This is a genomic window from Wolbachia endosymbiont (group B) of Gerris lacustris, from assembly GCF_964028355.1.
Classification (GTDB): domain Bacteria; phylum Pseudomonadota; class Alphaproteobacteria; order Rickettsiales; family Anaplasmataceae; genus Wolbachia.
In genome coordinates this window covers 999,498-1,016,135 of the sequence record NZ_OZ034761.1, presented here as the reverse complement: position 1 = coordinate 1,016,135, position 16,638 = coordinate 999,498, and the positions used below count along the sequence as shown (strand labels likewise).

General features: G+C 33.7%; 11 protein-coding genes, 1 tRNA gene and 6 pseudogenes. 9 read left to right on the top strand and 9 right to left on the bottom strand.

What is annotated here, in order from left to right; genetic code table 11:
- Window positions 1-222 precede the first annotated feature (222 nt).
- Window positions 223-1,228 (top strand): IS630 family transposase gene (locus tag ABWU62_RS05175; protein WP_353287090.1). Its coding sequence is split into 2 segments (ribosomal slippage): window positions 223-684 and window positions 686-1,228, totalling 1,005 coding nucleotides; the frame shifts between segments, so codons are not numbered across the junction.
- Window positions 1,229-1,618: 390 nt separating this feature from the next.
- Here the strand turns inward: ABWU62_RS05175 and ABWU62_RS05165 are convergent.
- The 4 genes and pseudogenes from ABWU62_RS05165 to ABWU62_RS05150 form a co-directional block, all read right to left on the bottom strand.
- A pseudogene (locus ABWU62_RS05165) lies at window positions 1,619-2,945 on the bottom strand (IS4 family transposase).
- Between the two features lie 192 nt (window positions 2,946-3,137).
- Window positions 3,138-3,914 (bottom strand): enoyl-ACP reductase, encoded by a 777-nt coding sequence (locus ABWU62_RS05160; protein WP_353287738.1) that lies wholly within the window; start codon window positions 3,912-3,914, stop codon window positions 3,138-3,140.
- Between the two features lie 536 nt (window positions 3,915-4,450).
- Window positions 4,451-5,243, bottom strand: a protein-coding gene (locus tag ABWU62_RS05155) for an IS5 family transposase (RefSeq protein ID WP_353287093.1) whose coding sequence is annotated in 2 segments (ribosomal slippage) — window positions 4,451-4,978 and window positions 4,980-5,243 — 792 coding nt in all. Because the reading frame shifts where the segments join, the coding sequence is not laid out codon by codon here.
- 90 nt (window positions 5,244-5,333) lie between these two features.
- Window positions 5,334-6,339 (bottom strand): IS630 family transposase gene (locus ABWU62_RS05150; RefSeq protein WP_353287090.1). Its coding sequence is split into 2 segments (ribosomal slippage): window positions 5,334-5,876 and window positions 5,878-6,339, totalling 1,005 coding nucleotides; the frame shifts between segments, so codons are not numbered across the junction.
- A gap of 83 nt (window positions 6,340-6,422) precedes the next feature.
- On the opposite strand from ABWU62_RS05150, the pseudogene ABWU62_RS05145 reads away from it, so the two are divergent.
- Window positions 6,423-6,689, top strand: a pseudogene (locus tag ABWU62_RS05145) (patatin); the annotation flags it as partial.
- A 39-nt stretch (window positions 6,690-6,728) separates the two neighbouring features.
- Here the strand turns inward: ABWU62_RS05145 and ABWU62_RS05140 are convergent.
- Window positions 6,729-7,220, bottom strand: a pseudogene (locus ABWU62_RS05140) (helix-turn-helix domain-containing protein); the annotation flags it as partial.
- 80 nt (window positions 7,221-7,300) lie between these two features.
- On the opposite strand from ABWU62_RS05140, the pseudogene ABWU62_RS05135 reads away from it, so the two are divergent.
- The 3 genes and pseudogenes from ABWU62_RS05135 to ABWU62_RS05125 all read left to right on the top strand — a co-directional run.
- A pseudogene (locus tag ABWU62_RS05135) lies at window positions 7,301-8,044 on the top strand (helix-turn-helix domain-containing protein); the annotation flags it as partial.
- An 81-nt stretch (window positions 8,045-8,125) separates the two neighbouring features.
- A protein-coding gene (locus ABWU62_RS05130; protein ID WP_353287736.1) for an IS630 family transposase occupies window positions 8,126-9,131 on the top strand; the annotation gives its coding sequence in 2 pieces (ribosomal slippage) (window positions 8,126-8,587 and window positions 8,589-9,131; 1,005 coding nt in all).
- A 4-nt stretch (window positions 9,132-9,135) separates the two neighbouring features.
- Window positions 9,136-9,495: pseudogene (locus ABWU62_RS05125) on the top strand (integrase core domain-containing protein); the annotation flags it as partial.
- 121 nt (window positions 9,496-9,616) lie between these two features.
- On the opposite strand, the pseudogene ABWU62_RS05120 reads toward ABWU62_RS05125, so the two are convergent.
- A pseudogene (locus ABWU62_RS05120) lies at window positions 9,617-10,029 on the bottom strand (transposase); the annotation flags it as partial.
- A 90-nt stretch (window positions 10,030-10,119) separates the two neighbouring features.
- Between ABWU62_RS05120 and ychF the strand changes: the two are divergent.
- Entirely contained in the window at window positions 10,120-11,214 is a 1,095-nt protein-coding gene (gene ychF / locus ABWU62_RS05115; RefSeq protein WP_353287735.1) for a redox-regulated ATPase YchF, read from the top strand.
- Between the two features lie 5 nt (window positions 11,215-11,219).
- Here ychF and ABWU62_RS05110 read toward each other — a convergent pair whose 3' ends face one another.
- Complete coding sequence (locus ABWU62_RS05110; protein WP_353287734.1) at window positions 11,220-12,671, bottom strand: hypothetical protein; 1,452 nt, start codon at window positions 12,669-12,671, stop codon at window positions 11,220-11,222.
- A gap of 142 nt (window positions 12,672-12,813) precedes the next feature.
- Window positions 12,814-13,737, bottom strand: a complete 924-nt coding sequence (gene glpX, locus ABWU62_RS05105; protein WP_353288172.1) for a class II fructose-bisphosphatase — start codon at window positions 13,735-13,737, stop codon at window positions 12,814-12,816.
- A gap of 126 nt (window positions 13,738-13,863) precedes the next feature.
- On the opposite strand from glpX, the gene ABWU62_RS05100 reads away from it, so the two are divergent.
- A complete protein-coding gene (locus tag ABWU62_RS05100) occupies window positions 13,864-15,114 on the top strand; it encodes an ankyrin repeat domain-containing protein (protein WP_353288171.1) in 1,251 nt (416 codons plus the stop codon).
- Window positions 15,115-15,183: 69 nt separating this feature from the next.
- Here the strand turns inward: ABWU62_RS05100 and ABWU62_RS05095 are convergent.
- Window positions 15,184-15,257, bottom strand: a tRNA-Arg gene (locus ABWU62_RS05095).
- Between the two features lie 151 nt (window positions 15,258-15,408).
- Between ABWU62_RS05095 and ABWU62_RS05090 the strand changes: the two genes are divergently transcribed.
- A complete protein-coding gene (locus ABWU62_RS05090; RefSeq protein WP_353287733.1) occupies window positions 15,409-16,152 on the top strand; it encodes an ABC transporter ATP-binding protein in 744 nt (247 codons plus the stop codon).
- 141 nt (window positions 16,153-16,293) lie between these two features.
- Complete coding sequence (locus tag ABWU62_RS05085) at window positions 16,294-16,461, top strand: twin-arginine translocase TatA/TatE family subunit (protein ID WP_006013840.1); 168 nt, start codon at window positions 16,294-16,296, stop codon at window positions 16,459-16,461.
- Window positions 16,462-16,638: the final 177 nt, after the last annotated feature.

Below are 16,638 nucleotides of genomic sequence, written 5' to 3'. Positions count from 1 at the left end.
TATAAAAGAACATGAAAACTGCTATAAGATACGGTAATTATGCAGATTTTGAGCGTATCTGCTTGTGGTTATTATAAATGGATTACTAAGGAAAAAAACAATAAAAAATCAATAAGAGAAGAGCTCATACAAGATATTCATACCAATTCCCGCTATACAAGCAACGAATAGACAATAATGGAAAAAAAGCCATACTGGAGTAAGTAAAATAGCGAGGTTTAGATGGCATTAAGATCAAAATTATTGGATGAAAAAGTGGTGGAATCAGCAAAAGAGATGCTGAAGAAAGTAAGAAATAATGCGTATGTTGCAAAAAAACTAAATGCTGTAATTGCAGCAAAAAAGCACAGTATAACAGCTGTAGCAAAAATATGTTGCATTTCGAGAAAGGCAATTACTACATGGATAAAGCACATAAAATTTGGAAGAGAAGAAAAATTATTTTCTCCACCTCAACGCCGTAGAAAAACTATATTGAACCAAAGTCAACTTGAACAAATTGAGGTGTGGATAGAGGAAAACCCCAATATTACTATTAGAGAAATGAGAATAAGAATCCAAGAAAGATTTGGTTTGAATATCAGCAAATCCACAATACATCGTAATATGCAAAGAATGAAATTCTCATATATCACACCAAGACCAGTTCATAGTGGACAGGATAAAAATAAGCAAGAGGAGTTTAAAAAAAAACCTCAATGAAACTATTGTCATGCATTCTGAAAAAGAGCTATTTTTCTTCGATGAATCACGGTTTGGTACACATTCAAAAGTTGGACATGGGTGGTTTAAAAAAGGCAGTAGGACACAGGTTAAGGTAAAATTAGGTAGGGAAAATTTTTATCTCTATAGTGCAGTTAATCCCAGAAATGGAGAGAATTTTAGCTTATTTGCACCAAACGTCAACACTGCTTGTATAAATATATTCCTTGAACAGATGTCGCAATATTTAGGAATACGAAAGGCTTTTCTCGTGATGGATTGCGCTAGTTGGCATAAGTCAAAAAGTTTAAAGATACCTAAAAATATCGAAATTATATACCTACCACCATACTCACCTGACCTCAATCCTGTTGAGAGGTTTTGGTTATATATAAAACAGAACATTTTGCGCAATAAAATCTACGATACAATTGTTCTGCTTGAGAGCGCTTTGTGTAAATTTATTACCTCTCTTTCCCCTTCCACGGTTAAACAACTCTGCAATGCTTCTTATTTGGTTCATTAATAATGAGAGTTGGTATCAGAAGGTATATCGAGCATCACAATGCAGATACGGAGCTCCTAAAATTGATGCTGAATTAAAGGCTTTAGGTAAAAATTAAAACAGTGCAAAATGTTATGCAGAAAAATGGCATTCAAGCTAAGCTTAGACGAAAGTTTAAGAGTAAAAAACCACAAATGGACAATAGAGTTATAACTCCTAACATATTAAATCAGAATTTCATCACTGATCAACCAACAAGATATGGGTAACTGGTATTACGTACATAAAAACTAATGAAGGATGGTTATATTTGCAGCAATAATAGATTTATATTCACGCATGGTGATTGGGTGGTCAATGAGTAATGCAGTAAATAGGCAATTAGTGGGAGTGTTAAATAAACCATACGCGTCAAGTTAAGAGATTGTAAGTAAATTCATTCAGGGAAGTTAAGGTAGATACTCTAGTTTTTCTGTACTTGTCTTTTAATGAAAATCGAGACCAAGTTATGGTAAGCTTTTTAAGAAAAACTTTCAAACTATTAACTTTATTCTTTAGTGCTAAAAATAACTCTCTAACCCGCCTTTTTAGCTCAATAAATGCCTTTGTTAAGCCAAGTTCTGTATTCTTTTTCACTTCTGTGCAACCAACTATGCTGTGAAATATAAGAATTGCGCACAATTTAGCATATAGTTCACATAATACTCTGCATGGCTTTCCTTTTAGCTTATCAAGTCTGATATGGCTTTTATACAATTTAAATAATTTGCCACCTTACTCTGTAAATCGTTAATACTTGCTCAGCACTAATTTTATTTTCTGGAACATTAGTTTTGACCAGTTCAACAATTTTTGATTTCTTTTAGAGGATGTATATCCCTGCGATCTTGCTAATCTATTAGCTTTCCTTCTTCTGGCCATATTCAGTTAGTTTCTGACATATAATTCTTACTCTAATTTTTGCTTCTTTTCCTAACAATACCTCGTTTTCTAAAAATAACTTATCCTCTAAACATTCTAATAACTCCATTTTTTGATTTGTTTCTACATCATATATGTTGGTATCGGATTTATAACGACTTATGAAATAAGCTCCTATTTCATTGATTTGTTTAAAAGAACTTGGCACAAAATAACCGAGATCAGATATTAGCAAATCATTGCTTAATATATTACTTAAATGTTTCCTATATCCCTGGTCTGATCTTACTCCCTCCGTTAAATTAAGTTGGTCTATTATCTGATTCATGTAGTCGAAAACTAATTGTAACTTTATTCCAGACTTAGTATTGCTTTCATAGCCACTGTAGCTAGTACCATAACCTTTATACATCTCTTCCATATTGTTAGGTAGAGTAATATAGCTACTGTCCAATAATTTAACACTATTAAATAGCTGTAAGATTTTGCAATCAACTTGCAAGATATTTTTAAAAAGAACCACAGATTCATTATACATCCTTTTCATAAATTCCACTGCTTCTTCAGTAAATCTAAAATCCAAACCTTGTTTTGTTATATCTATCGAGTCCTCGTTTAGTAATTGACACATTGTTTCTACGCTACAATTATCAACCCCTATATTACCCAAGACCATGGCTTTTACGAACGATGAACCTTTTAGCTTTCTCTTTCTTTTTATAAACCTTGTTGTAATTGAGATTTTGTCTACTTTTTCATTAAAAAATTCTTTGAGCTTTTTTGATAAGCTAGTTATTTTATTCATTCGTTCTCTCACTAAAAGTATTTCTGGGAGAACTTATACCTTATTATTCTATCTCTTTCATACCTTTTTTTCCTTAACTTGACGCGTATGGTTTATTTAACACTCCCTTAAAATGTTGTCATTCGAGTAGCTGACACTGGACTCCAATGTCAATTACTCGGATAACAACAAAACACAGATTTCACATGCATCTGCAGTACTGTATTAGTCTGCTATCTTCATTCCCACAACATTACACCCTGAATCAACATGTAAAATTTCTCCAGTTGTACCACTACTCAGGTCGCTTAATAAGTATAGTGCTGCCTTGCCAACATCTTCTATTGTAACATTGCGTCTAAGTGGAGAATTACTTCTATTCCATTCCGATATGGAGTGAAAGTCACTTATTCCAGAAGATGCCAAAGTTCTGATTGGACCAGCAGAAATTGCATTTACTCTGATGTTCTGTGGTCCGAGATCACATGCTATATATTTTACACTTGCTTCAAGTGCTGCTTTACATAAACCCATCACATTATAATTTGGCATAACCTTTTCAGCACCATAGTAAGATAAAGTAAGTAAACTACCGCCATTTAACATCATTTTTTCGGCTCTTTGCGCTAAAGCAGTAAAAGAATAGCACGATATATGCATTGCATGAAGAAAGTTGTTTAGTGAAGTATTGACATATTTACCATTTAGCTCATTTTTATCGGAGAATGCTATTGCATGTACCAAAAAATCAACAGCACCCCACTTCTCCTTTATTTCCTTAAAAGCACTCTCTATGGTTTCCTCACTTGAAACATCACAGTGCAATATTAACTCTACATTTAATTCACTTGCTATTGGTAATAATTTCTCTTTTATTGTTTCATTTTGATAAGTGATTGCAAGCTCAGCTCCATGTTCTGAGAGAGTCTTTGCTATACCATATGCTATTGACCTCTTATTTATTATTCCGGTTATTAACCCTTTTTTGCCCTGCAATATCATAGAATTATTTGCCTTTTTTATAATTTGAAATATTAACTAGGCAAAGTCAATTATCTTTTAACTGTAGCTAGCGTATAAAAATTACTTCCGCATATTTTCAATCTAATTATAATTACAATTAGAGATATTTTAAGAGCTCAAAAATTTATCTTCATCTGCAAACTTTTTAATCAAACTCAATAAAAAATGTATTCTTCGGTGTATATCTGTCGTATATGCACTGCATTTTTTTTCTAACTCTTTTTATACAGGAGGATTTTATGTCCAGAATTCCAGATACTTGACCTTTACTTTATAGCTAATAAAAACCAACTGGCGTCTATGGTTTTTATAAAGAAAGTGTAGAGAGTAGATGAGTAACTAAAAACTGTTTCATATTCGTTCAGACAAGGTATCACAAATTTGCCATGCATACCTAAAAAGTAAGTGTAATTTTAATTAAGGAGTATATTATGATGGAAAGAAATTTATGGAATTTAAAAAGTGAGGAAAAGGAATCAGGTTTACAACAAGGGCCGGGTGATCTTAGAGCCTGTTCATAATCTTTTGAGGAGCAAGGCAGTAAAAGCTAGAACGACCATTTGTAGTCTAGTATTGAGTTTACGCTCGCAATTTTTCCATAACCGTCTACACTTTTCCAGCCAAGCAAAAGAACGCTCTACAACCCACCTTTTTGGCAATACAACAAAGGTATGTAATTCACTTCGTTTTATTACTTCAACGGTTGCACCAATAGTCGTTTTTATTTGAGTTGCAAAATTTTCTCCTGTATAACCTGCATCAACTAGTATATTTTGAACTTCGGAAAGATTTTTTCTTGCGTTACAAATCATCTCTACAGCAGCAGTACGATCTCCGATATTAGCTGTAGTAATATAAATTGCATGTGGCAAACCTTGCGTATCTACTGCAATATGACGCTTTATTCCTGAAATTTTCTTGCCGGCATCATAACCTTTTTCTTCAGCAATATCGGTGTTTTTTACACTTTGAGCATCAATGATGCAGAAGCTTGTTTTTGTATTCCGACCACTGTTGAAACGAACCTCTCCAACTAATTTTTTTTAAGACAATTTCTAGAACACTTTCTCTATCTTCATTCGGTTTTTTACTCCATCTCTTGAAGTAATCGTAACAATTGCGCCATTTTGGAAACTCTTTTGGTAGCATTCGCCACTGACAGCCACTTTTTAGCACATAAAGTACACCGCAAAATAACTCATATAAATCCAGTTTTCTTGGTTTTGTTTTTTTTCTACAGGATTCTAGATCTGGTAATATAATCTCAAATCTTTCCCGACTTATATCACTTGGGTATACACTCCTCATATATCCTAACTTATATACATTATCTCTTAGTTTATTCCTTTCTTGAGATCATGTACAGGTTCTAAGGTATTCTAATACCAACTCTCATTATTAATGAACCAAATAAGAAGCATTGCAGAGTTGTTTAACCGTGGAAGGGGAAAGAGAGGTAATAAATTTACACAAAGCGCTCTCAAGCAGAACAATTGTATCGTAGATTTTATTGCGCAAAATGTTCTGTTTTATATATAACCAAAACCTCTCAACAGGATTGAGGTCAGGTGAGTATGGTGGTAGGTATATAATTTCGATATTTTTAGGTATCTTTAAACTTTTTGACTTATGCCAACTAGCGCAATCCATCACGAGAAAAGCCTTTCGTATTCCTAAATATTGCGACATCTGTTCAAGGAATATATTTATACAAGCAGTGTTGACGTTTGGTGCAAATAAGCTAAAATTCTCTCCATTTCTGGGATTAACTGCACTATAGAGATAAAAATTTTCCCTACCTAATTTTACCTTAACCTGTGTCCTACTGCCTTTTTTAAACCACCCATGTCCAACTTTTGAATGTGTACCAAACCGTGATTCATCGAAGAAAAATAGCTCTTTTTCAGAATGCATGACAATAGTTTCATTGAGGTTTTTTTTTAAACTCCTCTTGCTTATTTTTATCCTGTCCACTATGAACTGGTCTTGGTGTGATATATGAGAATTTCATTCTTTGCATATTACGATGTATTGTGGATTTGCTGATATTCAAACCAAATCTTTCTTGGATTCTTATTCTCATTTCTCTAATAGTAATATTGGGGTTTTCCTCTATCCACACCTCAATTTGTTCAAGTTGACTTTGGTTCAATATAGTTTTTCTACGGCGTTGAGGTGGAGAAAATAATTTTTCTTCTCTTCCAAATTTTATGTGCTTTATCCATGTAGTAATTGCCTTTCTCGAAATGCAACATATTTTTGCTACAGCTGTTATACTGTGCTTTTTTGCTGCAATTACAGCATTTAGTTTTTTTGCAACATACGCATTATTTCTTACTTTCTTCAGCATCTCTTTTGCTGATTCCACCACTTTTTCATCCAATAATTTTGATCTTAATGCCATCTAAACCTCGCTATTTTACTTACTCCAGTATGGCTTTTTTTCCATTATTGTCTATTCGTTGCTTGTATAGCGGGAATTGGTATAACTCGAGGAGATTTGGAAAAATAGGCTGGATCAAACCTTTGTTAAATGTGATGTTTGCCTCTGGATTGGACTGCGTAAATTATCAGATGAATCAAGTAATAGGCAATAGATACGCAAGAATACAATCGCAATTGAAGCTAGCGTCGGCTGACATGGATAACATTACATCAAAAAATATCAAATTTCTTCAACAGGAGGCAAAGGCAATGATAGAGGACAATCAGAAAGTGATAGAAAAATTCTGTATAGAAATATTAAATATATAACTATCTTTACTTATATCTTAATATATTGTTTAACACAATTCAATTTTCACACTCATCAGCAGTTAGGCCACTTGCTCGCACAATAATATCAATAGCAACACCTTCCTTAACTAGATCTTTTGCAAGCTTGATTTTCTCTGCTTTTTTTACCTTTTCTTTACCAGTTTGCATTCCTTCAGATAAAGATCTGGCTACCGTATCCAGTAATTCTTGATCCTCAATTTTTTCGCATTTACCTACAAACCTCAAAACTGGCTCATTTTCATATTCTGTTAGTCCAAGAGCTTTAATGTTAACTGATAATGTCTTTGCTATCTTATATAATGTTTCAATTGGAATGTCTGTATATCCTCGTTCATAGTCGTGTATTTCTTTAGGTGTTGAACCTATTTTATTTGCCAAGTCCTCCTGAGTGTATTCCCGTATTAATCTCTGCTCTTTTATCCTTTTCCCCACTTTGTAGAGTATAGAATCAGTACAAATTTCTTTCTCTATATCATCATATTCGTAAGTAGATAAGCGAGTCACTTTTTATGTAATAGTTTAGACTTAATCTGACAGATTAATAAAGTAAGATAAAAATATAAATAAATTTTAAAGGAGTGTCAGATATGAGTAAAACACAAGAAAAAATACTAAAACCAAAGTTGGGGTTGCTAGAACTTGCAAAGCAATTAGGAAATGTATCACAGGCGTGTAAAGTAATGGGATATTCAAGGGATACATTTTACCGCTTCAAAGAGCTGTATGAAACGGGAGGGGAAAAAGCATTATATGAGATAAACAAAAGCAAACCATTACTTGCCAATAGAGTACCAAAGGATACAGAAGAAGCAGTAGTTAAAATAGCAGTAGAGTTTCCAGCATATGGACAAGAAAGAGCAGCTAATGAGTTAAAGAAAAAAGGAATTCTAATATCTGCTAGCGGGATAAGGTCAATATGGCAAAGAAACGACCTCGAAAATTTTAAAAAGAGATTGAAAGCACTGGAAGCGAAGGTGGTACAAGATGGTATCATTTTGACAGAGGAGCAAGTTGCTGCTTTAGAAAAAACTAAGGAACAAAAAGAAGCCAATGGCGAAATTGAGACACAACACCCTGGATATTTAGGTAGTCAAGATACCTATTATGTAGGCAATATCAAAGGTATTGGAAGAATTTATCAACAAACTTTTATTGCTACCTACTCTAGAGTGGCCTTTGCTAAACTTTATACGGAGAAAACTGCTATCACAGCTGCAGATCTTCTCAATGATAGAGTTATACCATTTTTTGACGAACAGAAAGTTCCATTGCTACGCATTTTAACTGATCGTGGTACAGAGTATTGTGGCAAGCCAGGAAATCATGCTTATACCAATTCCCGCTATACAAGCAACGAATAGACAATAATGGAAAAAAAGCCATACTGGAGTAAGTAAAATAGCGAGGTTTAGATGGCATTAAGATCAAAATTATTGGATGAAAAAGTGGTGGAATCAGCAAAAGAGATGCTGAAGAAAGTAAGAAATAATGCGTATGTTGCAAAAAAACTAAATGCTGTAATTGCAGCAAAAAAGCACAGTATAACAGCTGTAGCAAAAATATGTTGCATTTCGAGAAAGGCAATTACTACATGGATAAAGCACATAAAATTTGGAAGAGAAGAAAAATTATTTTCTCCACCTCAATGCCGTAGAAAAACTATATTGAACCAAAGTCAACTTGAACAAATTGAGGTGTGGATGGAGGAAAACCCCAATATTACTATTAGAGAAATGAGAATAAGAATCCAAGAAAGATTTGGTTTGAATATCAGCAAATCCACAATACATCGTAATATGCAAAGAATGAAATTCTCATATATCACACCAAGACCAGTTCATAGTGGACAGGATAAAAATAAGCAAGAGGAGTTTAAAAAAAAACCTCAATGAAACTATTGTCATGCATTCTGAAAAAGAGCTATTTTTCTTCGATGAATCACGGTTTGGTACACATTCAAAAGTTGGACATGGGTGGTTTAAAAAAGGCAGTAGGACACAGGTTAAGGTAAAATTAGGTAGGGAAAATTTTTATCTCTATAGTGCAGTTAATCCCAGAAATGGAGAGAATTTTAGCTTATTTGCACCAAACGTCAACACTGCTTGTATAAATATATTCCTTGAACAGATGTCGCAATATTTAGGAATACGAAAGGCTTTTCTCGTGATGGATTGCGCTAGTTGGCATAAGTCAAAAAGTTTAAAGATACCTAAAAATATCGAAATTATATACCTACCACCATACTCACCTGACCTCAATCCTGTTGAGAGGTTTTGGTTATATATAAAACAGAACATTTTGCGCAATAAAATCTACGATACAATTGTTCTGCTTGAGAGCGCTTTGTGTAATTTTATTACCTCTCTTTCCCCTTCCACGGTTAAACAACTCTGCAATGCTTCTTATTTGGTTCATTAATAATGAGAGTTGGTATTACCAGTTATATTTGGGAGTAGAAAATATTGATCATTCTAGAACCAAAGCTTACTCTCCACAGACTAATGGTATATGTGAAAGGTTTCATAGAACTATGCAAGATGAATGTTACAATATTATCTTCAGGAAAAAGATTTATAGTACTTTGGAGGAGCTTCAGTTAGATGTCGATCATTGGTTGCATTCTTACAACAGAACTAGACCTCATTCCGGTAAGTATTGCTATGGTAAGACTCCTATGCAGACCTTTTTTGATAGTATGCATATTGCTTACCAAAAAAATATTGATAACATTAAAACAGATTCTGATATCGGTTTTGACTTCGTCGATTCTTCTGTCAGATAATTCATGACTGTCAGATCAAGTCTAAACTATTACACTATCTCTTTCATACCTTTATTTCCTTAACTTGACGCGTATGGTTAAATACACTGTGTCACACCACATTTTCAGCTCAAATCAATTTTCAATCTAGAAAGAAAATGTCAAGCTGAGAGATAGTTAATGCCCAATCACGTAAGGGCACCGTCCACTTTTCTTCCACCTTTTATATAGCACAATATATCAGTTTGTACAAGGCATTTATGCTGGTCTTTGGTCTTGGCTAATTTGCCTGTGTAACCCCTCTATGGGATTAGTGGTGTAAATTACTCTCCTCACTGGATCAGAATACTTGAAATAACTAGACAAATTTTCTCAGTTATTCTGCCACGATTTTATAACCATAGGGTACTTTGCACCCCATTTTTCATCTAGTTCTAGTAGATAATTCTCAGCAATTTCCTTGCTTGGTGCTTGATATACCTTCTTTAAATCACTTAAAAAGCTCTTTGTATCTTTGCTAGCCACATACTTCAATGAATTGCGTATCTGATGCACTCTATATTAAAAAACTTATTAATCAGTAACTAATTAAGTATAGCAAAAATTTTTAAATTATGCAATAATTACGGCTTTAAGATAGCGAATATGAGCTTTAACTGTGGCATAGTTGGACTGCCGAATATAGGAAAATCAACCTTATTTAATGCGCTCACAGAGTCAAGTGCAGCTGAAGCTGCAAACTATCCTTTCTGCACAATTGAGCCAAATGTTGGCAAAGTGCCAATACGAGATCAGCGTTTGAAACAAATTGCAGCAATTGCCAACTCAGAGAAAACAATTTACAACCAATTAGAAATTGTAGATATTGCAGGCCTGGTTAAGGGTGCAAGCAAAGGTGAAGGACTCGGAAACAAATTTTTAAGTCATATCAGAGAAGTTGATGCTATTGTTCATCTGCTCAGATGCTTTACAGATGATGATATCAGTCACGTACACAGTACTGTAGATCCAATATCAGATGCTGAAATAGTGGAAATGGAATTAATCCTAGCTGATATTGACAGCATAGAAAAAAGGCTACCGCAACTTGAAAAAAAAGCAAAGCAAGGTGGTAAAGAGCTAAAGAAGCAGCTTGAGTTGATGCAAGAAGTTTTAGCTACTTTAAAACTTGGCAAGCCTGCAAGAAGTTTAGAGCATATTGATGAAGATGAAATGAAGTCACTTCAATTGCTAACAACAAAGCCTGTTATGTACGTCTGCAATGTTGAAGATACGCATATCATAACTGGTAATGAACTATCTAAAAGGGTAAAAAAAATGGCGGAAGAAAATAAAAGTAAATTTTATTGCATTTCAGCAAAACTTGAAGCAGATATTGCAAATCTTGATAGTGAAGAGGAAAAACAGAATTTTTTATTAGAATTTGGCTTGCAAGAATCAGGACTTGATGGAGTAGCGCGTATTATGTATGAAGTGCTGAGTATGATAACTTTCTTTACTGTGGGCCCCAAAGAAGCACGGGCATGGCCAGTAAAAATAGGATCAACAGCTGATAAGGCAGCAGGTGTAATCCACACTGATTTTGAGAAAGGCTTCATAAAAGCAGAAACCATAAGCTTTGCAGACTACATAAAGTATGGAAGTGAACCGGCTTGTAAAGACGCAGGAAAAATTCGCTTCGAAGGCAGAAACTATATAGTGCAAGATGGTGATATAATGCACTTTAGGTTTAATGTCTAATTAGTCTAACACCTTCCTGATGCAGCCCATGAATTTTCATATTCTCTTCTCTCTTCTTCCTCTATCTCCTCTTCAGATAAAGGAGAGAAAGAGAACTGCTCTATCTCCAGATTATCAAGTTTAGTTCCAGGAGTTTCATCACATCTCTTTATTATCTCTTCCTGTGATTGTACATCTTGCTGCAGATATCCTTCTAAAAATTCATGTAAAGCTTTATCTTCCATAATCACATCCTTATTTTGCCTAGCTAATTCTAAAATTTCCTCTACTTGAACATTTTCACCATTAATAGTTACCTGATCAATCTCAATGTCACTAGGATTTACATTTAAACTAATAAAGCAGTTAACAGAATTACCTTTCTCATCTTCTGCACTCCACCTAATTTTCATATTGCATGTTGCATCTTTTGCAAAGCGGTAATTTCTTTGTTGCTTGTCATTCTTTTCAATCGTTACAATTAGTTTACCATCGCTGTATATTTTTGCTCTTTTTACCCCATTTTTATTTCTTTCCATCCTTTCAATTTTGTTAGTGAAAAGATGGCTTGTTTCTAAACTCTTTTCAGGTTTAATAATATTTACACTAAGATTATCATAATGATTAAATTCTTGATTTTCGCCTGACCAATAACGTCCATCAAAAAAGCCTACTAGACCATCTTCTTTTAGAAATTCTTTTGCATCATTCATCCCTTCTTCAATTCGAATAAGATATCTACCTAACCTATTTTCAAAATTCTTTTTCTGATCTTCATTAGTAAACTTCTTATCTAATATATTCATTATTTCTTTTTGCTGACTCAATATCGCACAGTTAAAAAGAAAAATATCCCTTTTTTTTCGATAATAATTTGCTATTTTATCAAATGGATCTGCCGGCCGGCCACTATTATAATTTACATAATCATTAGGGTCTTCACATTTATTATCCTTAAAATCGAATCTCAAATTTTTAAAATCTGATAATACTTCTTCTGCCCTACCTTTAAGAAACTGAAGTGTACTTTGGAGCTTTTCTCCATAACTCATTCCATCTTTAATCCTAGAATAAATATACTCACCCAATCTTTTTCTAAACTCTTCTTGTCTTTTGAGATCAGGAAGCTTATTATCTAATATATTGATTATCTCCCTTCGCTTGCTTAACACTACATAGTCAAAAAGGCCTCTCTCTTTTTTATACTTCTCTGCTATTTTGTTAAAACACTTACTATCATTATAATCCAATTTTTTGAAGTCTTGGAGCACGTTTTTTACATCATCCTCACTAAATTGAAGATTTGTTTGAAGAGATGGGTCAGTTCTACTTTGATCATCAAGTTGAGGATTTTTTTTAGTAGATTGGACTAATAAACTTTCTGTGCTGTTAGAGAAAGAATGATTATTTTCTTCAGGCAATGAGTTTTTCTCCTCATTACTGGAAATATTTAAGAAATTAGGAATCCAACCAAACATTTCACACCTCTTATATATAAGTAAGCTTAATTATAACTTAATGCCAAATGCTGTAAAGCTAAAATTAATATATAAACTCATTTTTTATAGGACAACTATAGATAGCTTCTGCAAAATTATATAATTAGTATATAATAAATGTTCAAGATATTGATTTCGTTTGTATTTTTACTACTTTACCAGGTAATATTATTAATGAATGGATTAAGCAGGTATCTTGATCAAATTTTATTCCATCCACAAGTTCTCCATTTGTTACTCCAGTTGCAATAAACACTGATTCACTTCTTGCCATGTCTTTCACGGTGTAGACTTTTTCTGGGTCAGTGATATTCAAATTTTTTGCTCTTTCTTTTAATTGATCCGTGTCAAATATTAACCTTCCTTCTATCTGCCCACCGATTGAGCGTAGCGCTGCTGCTGCAAGAACTCCTTCTGGAGCTCCACCTATTCCAATATACATATCGTGATTGCCATTTATTAGCGAAACTACGGCTGCAACATCGCCATCATCTATTAATTTAATCTTTGCACCCAATTTCCTAATTTTTGCTATTAACTCATCATGTCTTTCACGTTTAAGTACAGTTACTATAAGATCACTTACTTTACATCCTTTTGCCTTAGCTAAATTGCCCAAATTCCCTTCAACACTATTTTTCAGTGAAACTACACCTTCTGGGAGATTTTTTCCCACTGCTATCTTTTCCATATAAACATCAGGTGCATGTAAAAAATTACCTTTTTTCGTTGCAGCAAGAACGGACATTGCTCCTGATTTGTAATGAGCACAAATCGTAGTGCCCTCAAGTGGATCAACAGCGATGTCAATCTCAAGGCCACTTCCTGTGCCAACTTTTTCTCCGATATATAGCATTGGTGCTTCATCTCTCTCCCCCTCGCCAATTACAATAGTACCATTTATTTCCATGGAGTTTAGCACCATACGCATTGCGTCAACTGCAACCTGATCGGCCTTTTTTTCATCACCTAAACCTACCAATTTATGTGCAGCAAGTGCTGCAGCTTCGGTTACTTTCACTAACTTATAGGCTAAATCTTCCATCATTTACTCGAGAGTCATAAATAAAGCATACAATATATATCATGCCATTTGAGACTGCAAGATTACTTGATTGATAATGAAAAAGTTGATATAATAAGCGTATAGCAATGAGGGTAAGATTTGAATATGATAGGTAATTTAACTTATGAAGATGTAAAGGAATTTGTAATTAATAACCCTGATATAACTGCTCAGGGATTTGGTGAGAAGCTAAAACAAAGTGGGCCAACAGATGCAAAGATTTGTGATTTGTTTATGGATGTTCTACGCTCAGGGAAAAGCAGTGTTTTAAATGATTATGATACATTTCTAAAAATTGTTGAATTGCTTGCAAAGTCAAATATTAAAATTGATATTGGAGATACTACTTCTAAAACTGTATTGGATTACGCTGTGTTAGGTGGACAACCTAACGTTATAAAGATATTTATGGATAGCGGTGAGTTTGATCAAGAAAGAAAATCGAATGCTTTGTTGACCACCATTAATGCAGGCAAAGTTCAAGAGTTTGAGATATTGTTAGATTACATAGATCATACGAAAATACTAGATGTTCTCAACACAGCTCCTCACAATGAAAGCACTGAAATTATGAAGATACTCTTGAACAACAAGAGATTTACTGAAGAAGAGAAAGTTCAGGCTCTGAGTGATGCCTCTATAGATGGTGATCCACCAAAAGTTAGTTTACTTTTAAAGCATATGCAGGGTATACCGCAAGCTAGTATAAGAAATCTTTTGATAATAATTAAAGAAAGTCAGTCATCACTTGGAAAAGAACTTAAAATAGATTCTGAATTTAAAGGAGATCCCAACAACTCTGATCATCGTAAATACTACTCAAATATTGCAATAATTAAATTGCTTGAATCATCAATAGAAAAGAAACAAGAAAAACAGAAAACGTCTAATGTAAAGGAAATTAGAATAGAACCTAGCAAAAGTAATGGGAACATTGATAATAGACCTGTAGCAACAGTGCCTCCAGTTAGTACTAGTGGTAATAATAATAAAAATGAAACGCCTATATCAACAAGGGTTGGCCCAACTGTCACACCAAATAATGATAAGAAAGCTAACGGCTTTGTAGATGCTCAATTTTCTCCACAACATAAAAAAGAAACTAAATACAAAGAAAGTAAGGGAAGTTTCTACACCTCATTAAGCATTGATGTTGTTGGAGTTGTTATTACAGGATTATTTATTGCTGCTGCTGTGATAGTTCCATCCGTAGCTGGTGCGTTAGTTTGCAGTGTCTTAGCTATTTTAGTTGTAATGGCAACTGGATTACATGTAAAAAATTTTACACTTCCAAGTTACAGGGAAATGAGAGAAAATAAGGTTGAGCCTGTAAACCCAATCACGCAAATGTTGTAGATTAAAACTCTAGCTTCTAGAGCAACGTTACAAATCTGTAGTATTTTCTTTCACTTGACTAAGGTTAAATGGGACTAGTGCGATTCGAACGCACGGCCTTCGGATTAGGAATCCAACGCTCTATCCTACTGAGCTATAGTCCCGCGTCTTCTGCTGTTTATGCAAAATTATAGCAAAAAGTCTCGCATTTTTCTAGGCACCCTGTACAATTAATTCACAATAATAAAAAATATTTCTGTATTTCTTGACTGTAATACTGTTATATTTAATAACACGGTTCCAATTGAAAGGTTAATGCTAGTTAACAATATTAGTTATTTTTATAATAATCAAGATGGCTTTGCTTTAAACGATATAAACATTAAGGTAAAGAAAGGAAGTATTGCCTGTTTACTAGGACATTCTGGCTGTGGCAAGTCAACAATTTTAAAATTAATCGCAGGAATAGAAAATCCAAAATCTGGAACCATTGTTATAAATGATAAATTAGTTGCAAGTAACAAAGTGTCAATTGCTATAGAGCGTAGAAATATCGGATTGATTTTTCAGCATTCTGCATTATTTCCTCATAAAACAGTAATAGAAAATATAACTTTTGCTATTTGCAGTACTTCTAAGAAAGAAAAATACCTTACTGCATTGGAAATCTTGAAGCTATTTAATATAGAAAAATATGAAAACATGTACCCTCATGCTTTATCAGGAGGACAGCAACAATTAGTTGCAATAGCAAGAGTAATGGCGCAAAATCCTGATGTTGTTTTGCTCGATGAACCATTTTCTAATTTAGATATACTGCTCAAATACCGAATAAGGCACCATATATTGTCACTTTTTAGAAGTAAAAATATTCCTGTACTCATGGTAACTCATGACCCACAAGAAGCGTTGAAAGTTGCAGACTTTATTTACGTGATGAAAAATGGTAAAATTATTCAATCAGGAGTTCCTAGCTACATATACAACAAACCTAAAGATGATACGTTAGCAAATTTTTTCAATGAGCTTCCTCTTACTCTACAGCTAAACGAAACCTAGTAGCACATCCTTTTCAAGCTAATCTGAAACTGTTATAAAATAGATCGAAAATTTTGACCTATAATTAAATAAAGGTGATATAATTCATGTGTTACTTGGCTTCAGTCAGGTTTAATATTTAAAAGTTCAATGGAGGTACAAATGAGTTTAGGACCATGGCAACTGTTTCTAGTTTTAATAATAATCTTAGTTCTGTTTGGTGCAGGTAGGTTACCACAAGTTATGGGTGATTTAGGAAAAGGCATTAAAAACCTTAAACAAGAACTTAAGGATTCAGAAAAACTATCATCTAACGAACCAGATCGTTAGCGTCCTTATGTTTCATGACACGCACTTTAGTGCGTGTCATTTGTTTAAAAAACCTGATGAATTAAAAAATTAAGCATAATCTCCATTTCGCTTGGTATCATAGATAAAGCAAGCTTGTAATAGAAGCACTCTCCCCTAAAAACTTTACACGTGTTTACAACACCTTAACACAAGGTT

What these genes read in the sequence shown, in the direction of transcription:
- ABWU62_RS05100 (WP_353288171.1), top strand. Translation starts at nt 13,864, where the DNA reads ATGATAGGTAATTTAACTTATGAAGATGTAAAGGAATTTGTAATTAAT.
- ychF (WP_353287735.1), top strand. Translation starts at nt 10,120, where the DNA reads ATGAGCTTTAACTGTGGCATAGTTGGACTGCCGAATATAGGAAAATCA.
- ABWU62_RS05110 (WP_353287734.1), bottom strand. Translation starts at nt 12,671, where the DNA reads ATGTTTGGTTGGATTCCTAATTTCTTAAATATTTCCAGTAATGAGGAG.
- ABWU62_RS05085 (WP_006013840.1), top strand. Translation starts at nt 16,294, where the DNA reads ATGAGTTTAGGACCATGGCAACTGTTTCTAGTTTTAATAATAATCTTA.
- glpX (WP_353288172.1), bottom strand. Translation starts at nt 13,737, where the DNA reads ATGGAAGATTTAGCCTATAAGTTAGTGAAAGTAACCGAAGCTGCAGCA.
- ABWU62_RS05160 (WP_353287738.1), bottom strand. Translation starts at nt 3,914, where the DNA reads ATGATATTGCAGGGCAAAAAAGGGTTAATAACCGGAATAATAAATAAG.
- ABWU62_RS05090 (WP_353287733.1), top strand. Translation starts at nt 15,409, where the DNA reads ATGCTAGTTAACAATATTAGTTATTTTTATAATAATCAAGATGGCTTT.